The following is a 15599-nucleotide window of genomic DNA, read 5'->3' as shown; positions in this document are numbered from 1 at the left end:
GACCACCTCGTTACTTATCAAGGTGGTAAATCACACAAGGCTTAACCAACCATTAAAGCTAGTTTAGCAGAAAATTGCACACACGTATAGGTTGCTTTATTTGTGCCTTAACAAAGAGAAAAAAAAGCCGTCCCCGTTCAGATCAGGTAGAAGTTGATACTGTTCAGATTTCACCCAACCCGTATTTCTTTGCAAAAATCGATCAATCGCGCCTGAATTCTCGTCATGAAGCACCGAACAAGTGGCATACGCCAGCACACCACCCTGCTTTACAAGCGGGGCTGCCCCTGCCAATACTTCATCTTGTGATTGCATGAGTGCGACAAGCCGATCTGCTGTCAGCCGCCATTTTGCATCCGGCGTTCGCCTCCACGTCCCTGCTCCACTGCAAGGCGCGTCACAGAAAACCACGTCATAGGGCCCGCGTTCTGCCAATGCCGCTGTTTCTAGCGTCGCAATCTGAACGCCCGCCCGTTCCGCGCGCGCAGGCAAATCGCGCATGCGCCGCGGATCAATGTCATGCGCAAATATCTCTGCATTTCGCAAATCTGCGAAACCCAGTGCCTTGCCGCCCCCACCAGCGCAATAGTCCAAAACACGCGCACCGTCGGCCACCGGCACAGCGCCAATCGCGAATTGCGATGCTGCATCCTGCAATTCGACAAGACCATTTAGATAGGCGGCTGATGTCTTAACGCGGCGCGGATTTTCAGTGACCCGCAAACACCCCCGAACCGTTGGATGCGGAACCGTCGAAATTTCGTCCTGCGAAAGTTGCCTGACAGCAGCATCCACCGTCCCGCGTCGTTGGTTCACACGCAAGAACACTTCGGCGCGGCCCTGTTGGGCAATCGCTGCGGCCTCTGCTTCAACCCCTAAGCTTTGTTGCCAGCGGGGCCAAAGCCACTCTGGCAAATCACAACGCGCAGCCGCAGAAAGTTCAAGGTCTTGCGACAAAGCCGCATGTTCGTCTTCGCTTAACGGTGCAGGCGCATGCCCTTCGCCAGAAAACAGCGCGTCAACTGACCAGCCTTCGCGCATGGACAACCGCTGCATCAAGCTGCGCCCATCGCCGTCGCCCAGCGACCTGCGCGCGCGCAACACATCAAAGACATGATCGCGCACTGCTGCACGGTCCTTAGACCCTGCATAGCGACTACCGCGCGCCCATGCCGTTAGGGCCTGCTCAGCAGCGGCACCTTCAATGATTTGATCCAGCACCGCAATTGCGGCGGCCACGCGTGCGCCCGGTGTCATAGCGTTTATCCGATGCGGTAATTGGGGCTTTCGCGGGTAATTTGCACGTCGTGCACATGGCTTTCCTTGAGGCCCGCGCCAGTAATCTTAACAAATGTGCACTTTGTGCGCATGTCTTCGATCGTCGCACAGCCGGTATAGCCCATGGCCGCACGTAAACCGCCGACCAGCTGATGCACAACAGCATGGGCGGACCCTTTATAAGGCACCTGCCCTTCGATGCCTTCAGGGACCAGCTTGTCACTGGCGGCTTCTTTCTGGAAATAACGGTCGGCAGAGCCGCTGGCCATTGCGCCCAAGCTACCCATGCCGCGGTATGATTTAAACGACCGACCTTGATAAAGGATCACTTCGCCGGGGCTTTCGTCTGTGCCTGCAATCATGGAACCGACCATCGCACAGGACGCGCCCGCCGCAATCGCCTTGGCGAAATCGCCAGAGAACTTGATGCCGCCGTCAGCGATCACAGGCACGTCGCCCGCACCTGCCGCGCAATCCATGATCGCGGTCAACTGCGGCACACCGACACCAGCAACCATCCGTGTCGTACAGATCGATCCTGGTCCAATACCCACTTTGACGGCGTCCGCTCCGGACCCAATAAGGGCTTTCGCAGCCTCGCCCGTCGCAATGTTGCCAGCAACAATCTGAACCTCGTTGGACAGCTTTTTCGCCCGCTCAACTGCCCTAGCGACACCTTCGGAATGACCATGAGCGGTATCAATCACCACCATATCAACGCCAGCTTCGATTAAAGCTTGTGTCCGCTCAAACCCTGCATCCCCGACGCCGGACGCCGCAGCGACCCGTAGCCGCCCCAGATTATCCTTGCACGCCATAGGGTTCAGCACGGCCTGTTCACTGTCTTTGAGCGTCAAAAGACCTGTCAGCTTGCCAGTTGTGTCTGTGATCAGCAGCTTTTCAATCCGCCGCGCTTGCATCAACGATCGCGCCTCGTCGAGGTCCGCAGGTTCTTGCAAAATCGCCAGATTATCAGTCGTCATCATCACGCTGACAGGCGTATTGTCATCTTGAGCAAAACGCATGTCACGGTTGGTGACAATCCCCACAACACGGCCATCTTCGCTCACAACCGGAAAACCGGTGATGCGGTAACGCTCCATCAGCGCTTTGGCGTCTGCGAGTGTCTGATTGGGGTGCAAAGTCACGGGGCTATAAACAGTGCCGGACACGAAACGTTTCACGCGCCGCACTTCTTTGGCCTGATCTTCGATGTTCAGATTCTTGTGGATCACACCAATGCCACCGGCTTGGGCCATCGCAATCGCCATGCGACTTTCGGTCACCGTATCCATCGCGCTTGAGAGCAGCGGTATATTCATGCTGATGGATTGTGTGACCCGCGTGGTCGTATCAGCCGTCGACGGCAGCACCGTAGACGCCCCCGGTACCAACAAAACATCATCAAAAGTGAGTGCCTCACGAATTTCCATCAACCGGTCTCCTTGGGTGGTCTCGTTGGCACGTCGCTATCGCATGGATATGTGACAACCGAAAGCCAAAAAGTGGCGATCAATTGCCTTGTGATGTGCGGAGATTGCGACCAATGGTGTTTGATGGTGCTAAAAGAGACCGAAAACACAGCTTGGGGACCGTGGATTGCGCGCATAATTGTGCGTCTTGGCGTGGTTGTCGGTTTTATTGTCTTGATCAAATTCGGGATCGACCTGCTTTTTGCCAAGTTCGCCCTGTTCGAAAGCAGCGCAAGCGCGCGCGCGATGACGGGTTTGATTATCACAATAATGGTCGGCTACGCCCTACTGTTGGCGATTCCCTTTGTGCCGGGGGTTGAAATCGGTGCCGCTATCTTGATCCTTGAAGGCGCGAAAGCAGCCCCAATGGTTTATGGTGCAACAGTTGTGGGACTGTTCTTGGCATTTTGCATCGGGCAATACGCGCCCCTGCCACGCTTGATCCGCTTATGTCAGGATCTATCGCTCTTGCGCATAGCGTCCCTGCTGGAACGTATCCAATCCACCCCCCGCAGTGACCGCTTGGACACGATGCACGACCGCCTGCCACGCTGGCTTGTCCTGGCATTGTGCAACTACCGCTATGTGACACTCGGGATTGCGATCAATCTGCCCGGAAACATGGCTTTGGGTGGTGGTGGCGGCATCATGATTGCTGGGGGGATCAGCAGGCTGTTCCAGACTGGCTATGCCTTTTTGACAATCGCGGTAGCAACTTTGCCGGTGCCTTTGGCGGTTTGGGTCTGGGGTACAGATTTTTTGCAATAGCGCCGCCATGTTATGCCGCTGCGCATATTCATTATGACGGATACAGGCCTTTCCAATACCACCATAAAAGTTACATTCGCCCAAAGCAGTAAAAGGCGCGCATAATGTCCAACGATCCACTGGTTATCTTTACGCCATCCGGCAAACGCGGAAATTTCCCAGTAGGCACGCCTGTGCTGACCGCGGCACGACAATTGGGCGTCGATCTGGATTCGGTTTGCGGCGGGCGTGGCATTTGCTCAAAGTGCCAGATCACCCCATCCTACGGCGAATTTTCTAAACACGGTGTAAGCGTCGCAGATACCGCTTTGTCAGAATGGAACAGCGTCGAGCAACGCTATGACGACAAACGCGGCTTGAAAAAAGGGCGGCGTCTAGGCTGCCAAGCGACGATCCAAAGCGACATCGTGATCGACGTTCCCGCCGAAAGCCAAGTTCACAAACAGGTCGTACGCAAACGCGCCGAAGCGCGCGATATCGTGATGAACCCATCGACAAAGCTTTATTACGTCGAGGTGACTGAACCGGACATGCACGACCCGTCTGGCGACCTTGAACGGCTGACCGCTGCCCTGACCCGCGATTGGGACCTGCCGCATCTTGAGGCTGATTTGACCGTTCTCAAAACGTTGCAATCAGCTTTGCGTAAAGGCGAATGGAAAGTCACCGTCGCGGTCCATTCGGGCGACGCGGTGTTTAGCCCGCGCATTATCCATGTCTGGCCCGGTTTCTATGAAGGCACACTTTACGGATTGGCCGTCGATCTAGGGTCCACCACAATTGCCGCCCACCTATGCGATCTGCAGTCGGGCGAAGTCGTCGCGTCTTCGGGGATCATGAACCCGCAGATCCGCTTTGGCGAAGACCTGATGAGCCGGGTCAGCTATGGCATGATGAACCCCACAGGCGCAGATGAAATGACGCTCGCTGTGCGCGAAGGCTTGAACGCGTTGTTCGTCCAAATTGCCGCCGAAGCCGAGATTGACCGCGGGTTGATCGTCGATGCTGTTTTCGTCTGCAATCCGGTCATGCACCATCTTTTCCTTGGTATTGACCCGTACGAATTGGGCCAAGCCCCGTTCGCACTGGCGACCTCTGAAGCAATCTCGTTGCGGGCATCAGAACTGGACCTGAACCTGCACCCCGCCAGCCGCGTCTACCTATTGCCCTGCATCGCAGGCCATGTCGGTGCAGACGCGGCAGCAGTGGCTTTATCCGAGGCGCCAGACAAATCCGAAGACCTTGTGTTGATCGTGGACGTTGGCACGAATGCTGAGATTTTGCTGGGCAACAAAGAAAAGGTGCTTGCCTGTTCATCCCCGACCGGCCCCGCGTTTGAAGGTGCCCAGATTAGCTCTGGGCAACGCGCGGCCCCTGGCGCGATTGAACATGTTGAGATTGACCCCGTCACCAAACTGCCCCGCTTCCAAGTGATCGGGTCCGATATCTGGTCCGACGAAGAAGGCTTTGACGCCGCCATTGCAGGGTCTGGCATCACCGGCATTTGCGGGTCCGGCATCATCGAAGTTGTTGCGGAAATGCGCATGGCAGGTATCGTCGACGGCCCCGGTCTGATCGGATCGGCAGAGCAGACCGGATCACCGAATTGCTTCCAAGACGGGCGCACAAATTCATATCTGCTTTACGATGGTACGGCCAATGATGGCCCCAAAATCACCGTTACAAACACCGACATCCGGCAAATTCAAATGGCCAAAGCGGCCCTTTATTCCGGCGCACGCCTGCTGATGGACAAATTCGGCGTCGATAAAGTAGATCGCGTTGTGCTGGCGGGTGCCTTTGGTGCCCATATCAGCCCCAAACACGCAATGGTTCTGGGCATGATCCCTGATGCGCCTCTTAACAAGGTCACAAGCGCAGGCAACGCAGCCGGTACTGGCGCACGGATAGCCTTGCTGAACACCGACGCACGCCGCGAAATCGAGCAGACCGTGCATCGCATTCATAAGATCGAAACAGCGATTGAACCGCGCTTTCAAGAGCACTTTGTCAACGCGTCCAACATCCCCAACGCGGTAGAACCTTTCCCGATTCTGAAAAGCATCGTGACGCTGCCAGATGTGAACCACAACACAGGTGGCGGCGGTGGTGATGGTGGGCGTCGCCGCAGACGGACGCGGTAGGTCTGCACGCACAATCATCATCACGTGACGTGACCCCACGTGATCGAGACCCTGACGCAGTGCATCTTGCGGCAGGGTTTCAAAGTCTAACCCTCTTGACGCGGTGCAGACGGCGTTCTACCCCAAAGTCGGCGCGCGGGTATGGTGAAAAGGTATCACGAAAGCTTCCCAAGCTTCAGTTACGGGTTCGATTCCCGTTACCCGCTCCAATACCCCCCATAAGGCGCTGATTTTAAATATTATTTAGCAGCACTGTGATTTGACCCGCCATTTTACCCGCCCAAGTACAGTTCCTCGGTTCTCGCTACATTCGAGCGCCCTTGGTGTAACTTTATTACGTGGAATTTCCCCTTTTGAAAATAATATTTCGCAATGACTTCACAGCCTTGGCTATGAAAAACACCCTCGACTCCGATGGCTGGCAGAGTAGCCTTCACTGGCCTTAGGTTACGCATCGTCCTCGCTGTGATTGGCCGACTTCGAGCGCTACCGATACGCGCATGACCGTGACCCACGCCCAGACTGAACGAAAGCGGCAGGGCAGGTCTAGCCGCAGCGCTGAAAACAAACCCCTTGGCCAGAATTCAGCGATTTCCCGGTCTGATCCGCCCCGTTCCAGCAGTTTGTGCGACCATAGACGCAGCTCGGGGGTAAAAACGTTTGTCGAACAGGCAGCTTTAGGGCGATCATATCGTCCTTCGACAGGCCATTTGGGGAACCTCGGTCAAGCTTGGCAATGATCCAACGGTATATTAAGATTTCTGAGGGCGCTATAAAAAAGGTGGTTGGATAAATTCCACCTACCTGGATCGCTACCCTCTTGAATGCCACCCTTTCAATCGCGGGTCTTCAGTAGCTCCGAGTATATCTTATAAAATCTTGTGTTGTTTTGGGTGCTATACACCAATTCATGGATCACCCGAATTTCCTGTGTTGACGCCGCGGTTGTAAGCGATTCAAGTAAGGTGATGATCTGTCCCGGTTTTCTTACCTCTTCAGAGCGACGTGAGCTTGTCGCTTGCGTGCGCTCGCAGCGTGAAGACCACGGGATTGCACGCCGGTCCAATGCCATCTTGCTCCTTGATGACGGCGAAAGCTGCGTCCAGATCGCGAAGTTTCTCTATTTGGACGATGATACCATTCGGGGCTGGTACAAGACCTACCGGGAGGGTGGCTGGGACGCTCTTTCGACCGACGGCTGGAAGGGCGGTCAGTCCCGCATGACCTCAGCTCAAGAGATGGAACTTTGTGCTTGGCTGGACGAACGCTTCTGTCGATCGACCGTAGAGATCAGGGCGCATATCGCGGCGCAGCATGGCGTGGCCTACTCCCATTCGGGCTGCATCAAGCTCTTTTCCCGCCTAGGCTATGAGTACCGAAAGCCAAAAGGGCTTCCGCGCGTCGCAAGTGCCGAGAAGCAGGCCAAATTCATCGCCATGTATGAGCGGCTGCTGAACGGGTTGGGCGCTGATGAAGCCGTGTATTTCGCCGATGCCGTGCATCCCGAATACCAGACAAAGCCTGCGTTTGGCTGGGTCAAGGCAGGCTCAAAACCCGCCGTGACAACCACGGCAGGGCGCGGACGCGTGAATATCCATGGTGCGCTCAACCTTGAAACCTTCGACGCGCCCTTTGTCGAGCCGACCACCGTAGACGGGGTCAGTGCCGCGCAGCTTCTGGCCAAGATCGAGGCCCGCAATCCCCCCAAGCGCCTCATCCATGTGATCTGGGACAACGCTGCTTACCACAAGGGCCCAGATGTTCGTGAATTCCTCGCTCGGCCCAACTGCCGCATCCACCTGATCCAACTGCCGCCCTATTGCCCGCACCTTAACCCTATCGAACGATTGTGGGCCGTGATGCACCAATGCGTCACCCACAATCACCACTACCCCACGCAAAAGCAGTTCGCGGATGCGATCCTGAGGTTCTTTCGGGAGATCCTGCCGACCGAGTGGGAAACCTTCCGAAACCAAGTATCAGATAACTTCAGAGTCGTCACTCACGAGAAATTTCGGGTTTTGGGCTAGGCGCGGTATAAATGCCTTGTGCATGCTGCCGAAAAATTATTTTGGAGAGCTGTTTTCGTGGAGTTGATCGATGCCGATGAGTTTGAAAATGCTGTCGGTGAGTGTCTTTTGGCAATTTCTGGCGATGAAGGCGCGGCCATGCGCCAGCTCTCGGCAAATCGTGCTTGCTGGGCGACCCACCCAGAAGATTACCGATTGACCCCGGCTGCTGCCCCGATTAAGCTTGTTTAAAACCTCGCCGCTGAGGTGCTTGCATCTTCCGTTCATCGCGACACCCGATTCACTATGGGCCGTGAGTATCGCAATCAAAACTTGGACCTAAGAAGGCTCTCTATGATTCAAAACTCAAAGCCGAAAAAATTGCCGCACAGGCTGTATTGATGATAGAACTAATTAGGAACCAAATTTTAGTTAGATATCTTCATTATCTGTCTTTTTTACTTCTGCTTTTAGGTTCCTGCATTTATTTGTACAACACTTATAAAAGTAATAAATTTCAAACACATTATGAAGCGCAAATTTTAGTTAATGGATTTTCGTCAGAATTAATTGGAAAACTTAACGAGAGGCTAATGTTAACAAAATCGTTAGCTGCATTTGTAAAGCATTCAGAATATAATAATATAGACAATCCACTGCATCTCATAACGTTAGAAGACGGTTTTTATAGATTCACCAATAGCCTTCATAATGACTTTAGTGACATTGTGTCCATGCAGTTAGCGCCGGAAGGCAAAGTAAAATACGTAACAAATTTAGAAAGAAATCAAGAGGCGTTAGGACACGATCTTTTTATTGATGATGAGAGAAGAGAACAAGTCATTACGACAATTAAATCAAGAAATAACATTGTTGCGGGTCCGCTGAATCTTATACAAGGTGGTGAAGCAATTATCGCTCGTCAAGCTATCTTCACAAGAGAGGGAGCGTTTAATCCTGCAAGGGTTATTTCTAATGGCAGGGCAAATGAATATGACCAATGGGTGACAGATGTACCATCAGATTTTTGGGGATTTGCGACGGTTCTCATCGATTCACAATTAATTAAAGACGTTGCTGAAAATTGGAATGGTGATAGGTTTAACATCGCCATTCGTGGGAGACATGGATTAGGCAGACCTGGAGAGATCTTTGAGGGAAATGAAGATGTTTTCAAAGAATCAATTGCAGAATTAGAAGTAGAATTTGACGGCGGCTCTTGGCTTGTAGCGGCTTCCACAAATGTATCTTATTTAAAACTTAATGATGTTGGTATTTTTATTTTTACCATTTTCATATCTATAACTATATCAATTTTAATTAAAAATTCAATTTTAGAGCGCAAAAAGCTAACCGAACAGGCCCAAAAAGATCCCTTAACCAAAGCATTCAATCGGCTCAAGATTAGAACGGAAGTTCAAAACTGTATTGAACATTACCAGCGGTATGGGGTCGGTTTTTGTATTATAATGTTCGATATTGATAAATTCAAATCTATTAATGATAATTTTGGTCATGCAGTGGGAGATGATGTTTTGAAAAGTATCACAGATTTGTTTTCAAATTATATAAGGAAAACTGATATATTCGCCCGATATGGCGGCGAAGAATTTATTATACTTTGCCCCAATACACCTGAAATAAACGCTATCGCCTTGGCCGAAAGGTTGCGGGCGCTACTGTCCGACACAAATTTTGAGATTGTTGGGAAAGTTACCGCAAGCTTTGGCGTTTCGAGCTTTTCTGAGCATGATAGCTTAGACAGCCTGTATAAGCGAGCAGACGACGGAATATATCAGGCAAAAAATAATGGACGGAACGATGTATGTTTCGTTCCCATTACCTGAAGAAAAATTCAATATGTCCGTCGTCATATAAAGGGCACCTCGATTTTTAACCGTTTTCGTGGCCACAGTATCGCTCGTATCTCTTGCACAGTCGTGCGCCTCGCTTGCATCCGTCTTCGCATGGTCCCTCCCAGTCTTGTTCAAGACCGACAGAATGCCGTAACCCCTGCTCACACCTTTACACAAAATTACTTGAAAATTTCTGAGAGGGGGCAAGGCTGCCCCCTTTTTGCTTTTCGCGGGGCTTTATCAGGACATTCTTTTCAGGAGTGAGGCGCTTGGCGTTCATAGGTGACAATGGGCAGTAAGTCTTGTCCGTTAGAGCGTACCCCAACGGTCACATTGTATTCATGCGCACAGGGTGTCCGTTAGGCTTTCTTTCTACTTGCGGACAAAATAGACAGAGGACATAACTCTAACGGACATTAATCAATTCGATGCAAGCTATCCTTTACGCCCGCGTATCCACCGCCGACCAGACCATCGACCACCAGCGCGCCCATGCAGAGGCAGCAGGCATCCAGATTGACCGCGTGATCGAGGATGATGGTGTCTCAGGGGTTAAGACAACCTTTGCCGATCGTCCGGGCGGTGCGCGCCTGCTCGACGTGGTGCGCGGGGGTGACGTTGTGATCGTGCGCTGGGTGGATCGCCTTGGCCGTGATTATGCGGACGTGACAGACACGATCAGAACGCTCATGCGCAAAGGCGTGATCGTCCGCACCGTGATTAATGGCATGACATTCGATGGATCCACCAGCGACCCCATGCAGGCAGCGGTGCGTGACGCCCTGATCGGCTTCATGGCAGCGACCGCTCAGGCGCAGGCAGAGGCTACAAAGGCGGCGCAGGCGGCAGGCATTGCCCATGCCAAGGCCACCGACGACAAGGCGTTCCGTGGCCGCAAGCCGTCCTACACCCGCGACCAGTTCGACGCGATCCTCACGGCGCTGGGCAACGGTGACACGGTGTCCGGCGTCGCCCGTGATAACGGCGTAAGCCGCCAAACGGTCCTGCGGATACGCAATGACCGAGCAGCGGCAGAGACGGCGTTGACGCGCTGGGGCATGTGATCCATGAGTGGGGAAGGTGTGCCACTTGTGCCGCTTCTTTCCACATACCTACCACTTTGAAAAAAGGAATAGGTGGGGACACGGTTATATTTCTTCACAAGTTCTCCGAATGTCCGAGTCACCCGGCACAAGTGGCATTTTCTGGTTTGATCACACGTCGAATTCCGTGATCGAGCTTTCCGTAACCGTCAATCCTGTGACATACTTCCCGTCACTCCGCCGCTTGTGGCCGTAACCAAGGCGTGACAGCCGGTCTCGGAAGTTCTTGATGCCCAGCGTTTTGTTGATACCCTGGCTGTCGGTCCATATTTTATAGCGCCCGTAGAGCTTGGTCACATTGATTTCAGCATTGGCGTCTACCTTGCAGGCATCTTCGACGAATTGCGCAACCTGATCGGCTTCAAGTTTCCATTCCTGCTTTGCGCAGATTGAGGATGGTGGCTCAGTGAAGTCATGGACCAACGCCTCAGCATAGGCATCCAACGCCATATTCAGGATGCCCGGCAACTCTTTGAACAAGGTTTCCTTCAAAATCGGATCTTTTTCGCTGTCGCTGAAAACCCTGTTGAACGTGATGATGACCGCCCGGCGAAAAAGGGCCTCTGAGAAATCTCGCGTATGTGGCATGTGGTTTGTTCCAAACCAGCATGTCGAGAAAGGCCGCATCAGAAACGGATCTTTGAACTTTTGCTCAACCGTGCTTGGTTCCCCGGAAGTGATGGCCTTCAGTTCCGCGTCTGCGATGACCTCGCCCTGTTTCAATTCCGTGACGATATTGGCCAGCTTCATATGCAGGTGGGCACGTTGGAATGTTCGGTCAAAGTTCGCCGGTTGGACGCCAGAGACGTTCCGAACACCGCAAAGGGCTTCAATAACGCTGAGCAGTACAGATTTACCGTTGGCACCAGCTCCGATAAGCATGATAAACTTCTCATGGCGGCTATGGCTCATCAGTGTGTAGCCCATCATTTCAAGCAAAGCCTGGATCTTTTCTTCGCCATCGTTGTCCGGCTCAAAGATTTCGTTCAGGAACTGCCTAAAGCGCGGTGCATCAGCATTGGGATCATATTTAACCGGTATCTGCGTGGTGCGGTAGTTTTGCTTTTCATGAGGATGGCAACGCCATTTCCCCGGATCTAGCCAGTCGTTGTCTTCGAGCTGGATTTCACCGTTCAGGCAGTTCACAGTCTCAGGGTTTCCGAGATTGAACTTATGGTCCTGCCTGTAAATTTCGCTTTTCAGCACATCAGTGATGCTGCCAACCGTCGCGGCAACGACATTGATATTGTGATCTTCAAGTACGGCTTGGGTTTTCTGACGCAGGAGACGGTTGTCCTCTTCCTGCCATACACCGGTTTCGTTCCATAGCCAAAGGCCTTCTCCAACACAAATAATGTTGTCCGCGCCGACGCAGCCGATGACCTTACGGGCCACGGTCAAGTGGTTGCTTTCATCGACTTCTTGATCGAATCGCAGCTGAGCACGCAATGAGCCAAGAGTCATCTTTGTACTCTTTTTAATTTGCAGCAGTACTTTCTCACGTTTCAGCGGCGGCAGGCTTGATACCTCGATCAGCAGAGCTGCAATGTCATCGGTGTCTTCAGCGCTCAGTCCCTTGGCTGTTTCAATGATCTCTTTGAATGGTAGTGGCGCTGGGCGAGATTTCTTTTTGCCGCGATGCTTCTTTGCAAGTGCCGCAACATCGCAGCCGTTTTTCTTGGCCAAATCAAAAACGCTTTTGATCGTGACCCGTCCATCCTCGCGAAATTTATTCCAACGCCGGTCTATATCATCTGGACGGTGTTTTTGCCCTTTTGCACTCCAATCATCGGCCATTGCATCACCCGCCGAACCGAATTGATGGTGTAGGCCAAACAAGACACGCAGCCATTCATCATAGCTCAACTGATCAGGATCGATATATCCCAGCGCCTCCAGAACCTCAGCGTCCTGTGCTTCACTTTTTTCAGTATTAGGTTGTGACTTTTTGGGCTTGGAGCTGTCTTTATCCGGCAGCGGAAAATCGGCTTTCAACTTCGTGCCAAAATCCTTGAACGTGCGCTCCTTCGGCAGATTGGCCGTTGGTAATACGCGCACCACTTGACGCTTGCCAGTAAGCCCCTTCCCGCTATCCTTCTTCTGATGGAAAAAGCCGGGCAAGCGCATGACGCGTGGTAGGTCATGAACATTGTCCGCATCAAAGGCGCGTATCAGGTATTTCTGTACGGCGCTGAACTTTTCCAGAGGTGTGTCTCGAACGAGCCAATAGGCGTGCCAACGTCCAGGTGAAGTGTCACAGATAATATCCGGTTCAAGCCAGTCTCGGACCGGCTGCAGATCTGCGCCGTCAAGGTCGATGTACTGAGCGCGAACACGGATGATATTGCGCTTGCCGCGTCCTTTGCCATCGGTTTCGTTAATAGTGACGAACACACCAGCACCGCGTTTCTGGAGCGCTGTTAGGGTGTCAAAGTGGTCTTCCAGCGTGCCGTGAAGCACCCGCGCTAGGTCTTGAGACCTACGGTCAGCGTTGTCGTCGAACGTCTGGAACGTCCAGAACTGCGCGTTTTTGTCGAGAAGGTCGAGGAATGCCTGTGCTTCCTCGAAATCGGGGGTTTCGTGGGTCATAATTAAGCCTGTATGTTTTGGGGAGGAGAGTTGACGGGAAGTCAGCGTGACTGCTCCCATGCCTCGATTTCAGCAAGTCGCCACCGGGTGCAGCCTGGCGACAAGCTGCATGCACGCGGAAAGTCTCCGCGTTCGCGATGCCAACGCCAGATGGTCTGCCGTGAGACAGCGAAGCGCTGGGCGAGTTGTGTGTCTGATAAGTAGTGATTAACCATGATAGGCACTCCTTGTTAAGAATGTGCCAATCAATAAGCCGAGCGGTGACGTCAGATCGTCATCAAGAAATACTGAGTCTCGGGGCTATTTCATGCGGTGGTTTATATACCAGTCTACAAAACGATCTTGCAGGCCAATGACTGTCTTGCGATTTGGAATACCGCGATGGAATTCTTGTTCGAATTGCTCTGGAATGATGCCATAGTTTTTCGCAATCTCACCGCGAAGGGCTTCCGCTTTCCCATAGACAGGCTTGCCTTCTTTTTTCGCCCAATACAGACGTGATCTGTACTCCATCGCCGCCATCCGCATCAGTTTGGAAACTTTGGTGTCCTTCTTAGGCCGTCCTTTAGGCAGTTTTGGTTCCAGTTCTCCAGCTAGGTAAAAGGCAAGTACTTCACGCATCCAAGAGCCAATAGGCTGATCACTCCGCAGATATTCAACCAACGTTTCAACGTCACCTACGGCGGCTTCATAAACCTCGATAGGTTCTCGCAGATCATTAATCGATGCCATCAACACCTCCTAAGAATTCACCCCATGCTGCCATCATTGCGCGGCGCTTTTCGAGCATGTCCGATCGATCATACGCCTGACGCACCTTGTTTCCGACATTGTGGGCCAGTGCAATCTCGCCCATATCGCCGTCGAAATCAGTGCGTTCCGTGACCCAGACTCGAAAGCAACTACGCAAGCCGTGTGGTACGGCAGCGTCACCAGTCTGCGCATCCACATATCCACTACCGCCAGCCATGAGATCTGCTTTGTGGATGCTTCGCATTACCTTGCCAAGTGCAGCATCGGAAAGGCTACCGCCTCTTGGTGCCGTAAAGACGAATTCACCCATGCGCGGCAGGCTATCCAGCAACTCGATGATCATGTTTGTGAGTGGAACTCGGTGTGGTCTACCAGATACAGGAATCTTCGAGGACTTACGCCCTGGCTGGATAGTCCAGAGTTTATCGTTGAAGTCGAATTCATCCCAAGTTGCGAACCTAACCGCTCCAGTGCGCGAAGCCGTAAGCGCTTGAAATGCTAGGGCCTTCGCGCTGACACCGTCTCGCCCTTTGAGCGCTGTCCACCAGCGCTGGGCGTCTTTCAGTTGCAGCGCTGGATAATTCTGTTTTGGTGCGATCTTGCCAGGTGCTGGAAGGGCAAGTTCAAGGTTGCCACGCCATGCCGCAGGGTTCTCACCTTCTCTATATCCAGCAGCCTTAGCAAAATCGAGCGTCTTCTCGACACGCTGTCGCACCTTGGTCGCGGTCTCGGTGCGGCTCTCCCATATTGGGTTAAGTACGCGCAGAATATCGACGCGAGTAATGTCGCGCACAAGCATGTTGCCAAGCTCGGGGAGCGCATGCTTTTGCATCACGGCCATCCACTGATCGCGGTAGCGCTCCGTGGAAAGTTCCGGCAACTTCGTTGCTGCGTAGCTTTCAAATGCCTTCGTGAAGGTCACGCCTTGGCGCTGGGCGGCAGCGAGCGCGGCTTTGGCGGCTTTCCGTTCCTCCACGGGGTCAACACCGCACCGGATGGCGTCCTTGGCCTCAGCTGCACGCTCACGCGCCCTACCGAGCGATACCTCGGGGTATCCACCCAAGCCGATCTCGCGCCGCTTCTCACCGACCCGCACTCGCAAAATCCAAGACCGCCCCCCAGTGTTAGAGACCTGTAACGCGAGCCCAGCGACGCCGCCCACGGCATGCAGACCCTCGCCAAGTCGCCTGACCTCTGTCGCCGATAGTTCCTTTGCGCGCTTGGGAATCGAACTATCTCCCCTCAATAAACCCGCCCAAAAATTTGTCATTGTGTGATACAAGGTGCGACGTGGCGTTGCAAGACGCTGAGGGAAAAACCAACAAAAACAAAGTCTTTGGAGTTGATTGCTACAGGCGACTACATGAGCGAAAAGTTCGTTACCCGCTCCAAAAAACTATGGGATTTTGACGTACTTAAAGAACGAACATGCCAATTAGGCCAGCGACGCCAATCGAAAAACTCAGCGGAATAACGGCGTTCGCCATTAAATGCCACGCGCTGTCCTCGGACCCGAAAATCTTGCGCACTTGCACGAAAACCAGCGAGCTAACGAAGAACACGACCAAATATACCAGCAAGGTGTAAAAAGCGTTTTCCCATGGGACAAACAATATCGTTCCGGCCA

Annotated in this window: 12 protein-coding genes, 1 tRNA gene and 1 pseudogene; 7 read left to right on the top strand and 7 right to left on the bottom strand. The window is 53.0% G+C overall.

What is annotated here, in order from left to right; translation table 11 throughout:
- Positions 1 to 96: 96 nt before the first annotated feature.
- Both QZ197_RS09845 and guaB read right to left on the bottom strand, forming a co-directional pair.
- On the bottom strand, positions 97 to 1257 hold the full coding sequence (locus QZ197_RS09845) for an RsmB/NOP family class I SAM-dependent RNA methyltransferase (protein ID WP_296431736.1): 1161 nt from the start codon (positions 1255 to 1257) through the stop codon (positions 97 to 99).
- 5 nt (positions 1258 to 1262) lie between these two features.
- Positions 1263 to 2711, bottom strand: a complete 1449-nt coding sequence (guaB, locus tag QZ197_RS09840) for an IMP dehydrogenase (protein ID WP_272146383.1) — start codon at positions 2709 to 2711, stop codon at positions 1263 to 1265.
- Between the two features lie 12 nt (positions 2712 to 2723).
- Here guaB and QZ197_RS09835 point away from each other — a divergent pair, with 12 nt between their 5' ends.
- From QZ197_RS09835 to QZ197_RS09805, 7 genes are all read left to right on the top strand, one after another.
- The gene (locus QZ197_RS09835) at positions 2724 to 3518 is read left to right on the top strand and encodes a hypothetical protein (protein WP_296431735.1); all 795 of its coding nucleotides are present in this window, start codon (positions 2724 to 2726) and stop codon (positions 3516 to 3518) included.
- Between the two features lie 104 nt (positions 3519 to 3622).
- Positions 3623 to 5662, top strand: a complete 2040-nt coding sequence (locus QZ197_RS09830; protein WP_296431734.1) for an ASKHA domain-containing protein — start codon at positions 3623 to 3625, stop codon at positions 5660 to 5662.
- A gap of 135 nt (positions 5663 to 5797) precedes the next feature.
- Positions 5798 to 5871: transfer RNA gene (locus QZ197_RS09825), tRNA-Gly, on the top strand.
- Positions 5872 to 6630: 759 nt separating this feature from the next.
- Positions 6631 to 7692 carry an IS630 family transposase gene (locus QZ197_RS09820; RefSeq protein WP_296431733.1) on the top strand — a complete coding sequence of 354 codons (1062 nt, stop codon included), beginning with the start codon at positions 6631 to 6633 and terminating at the stop codon, positions 7690 to 7692.
- Positions 7693 to 7749: 57 nt separating this feature from the next.
- On the top strand, positions 7750 to 7923 hold the full coding sequence (locus QZ197_RS09815; protein ID WP_296431732.1) for a hypothetical protein: 174 nt from the start codon (positions 7750 to 7752) through the stop codon (positions 7921 to 7923).
- Between the two features lie 149 nt (positions 7924 to 8072).
- On the top strand, positions 8073 to 9518 hold the full coding sequence (locus QZ197_RS09810) for a diguanylate cyclase (RefSeq protein WP_296431731.1): 1446 nt from the start codon (positions 8073 to 8075) through the stop codon (positions 9516 to 9518).
- A gap of 437 nt (positions 9519 to 9955) precedes the next feature.
- Positions 9956 to 10591, top strand: coding sequence for a recombinase family protein (locus tag QZ197_RS09805; protein ID WP_272146597.1), 636 nt, complete (start codon positions 9956 to 9958; stop codon positions 10589 to 10591).
- 150 nt (positions 10592 to 10741) lie between these two features.
- Here the strand turns inward: QZ197_RS09805 and QZ197_RS09800 are convergent, their stop codons facing one another.
- From QZ197_RS09800 to QZ197_RS09780, 5 genes and pseudogenes are all read right to left on the bottom strand, one after another.
- Entirely contained in the window at positions 10742 to 13219 is a 2478-nt protein-coding gene (locus QZ197_RS09800) for a phage/plasmid primase, P4 family (protein ID WP_296431730.1), read from the bottom strand.
- A gap of 41 nt (positions 13220 to 13260) precedes the next feature.
- A complete protein-coding gene (locus QZ197_RS09795) occupies positions 13261 to 13434 on the bottom strand; it encodes an AlpA family phage regulatory protein (protein ID WP_296431728.1) in 174 nt (57 codons plus the stop codon).
- Between the two features lie 85 nt (positions 13435 to 13519).
- Positions 13520 to 13951 (bottom strand): hypothetical protein, encoded by a 432-nt coding sequence (locus tag QZ197_RS09790; protein WP_296431727.1) that lies wholly within the window; start codon positions 13949 to 13951, stop codon positions 13520 to 13522.
- A complete protein-coding gene (locus QZ197_RS09785; protein WP_296431726.1) occupies positions 13938 to 15242 on the bottom strand; it encodes a site-specific integrase in 1305 nt (434 codons plus the stop codon). The genes QZ197_RS09790 and QZ197_RS09785 overlap by 14 nt, the downstream gene beginning before the upstream one ends.
- Before the next feature lie 145 nt (positions 15243 to 15387).
- Positions 15388 to 15599: pseudogene (locus QZ197_RS09780) on the bottom strand (hypothetical protein); the annotation flags it as partial.

Origin of the sequence: Yoonia sp., assembly GCF_017854415.1 — a bacterium.
Taxonomy (GTDB): domain Bacteria; phylum Pseudomonadota; class Alphaproteobacteria; order Rhodobacterales; family Rhodobacteraceae; genus Yoonia.
This window is presented reverse-complemented; position numbering and strand designations above follow the sequence as displayed.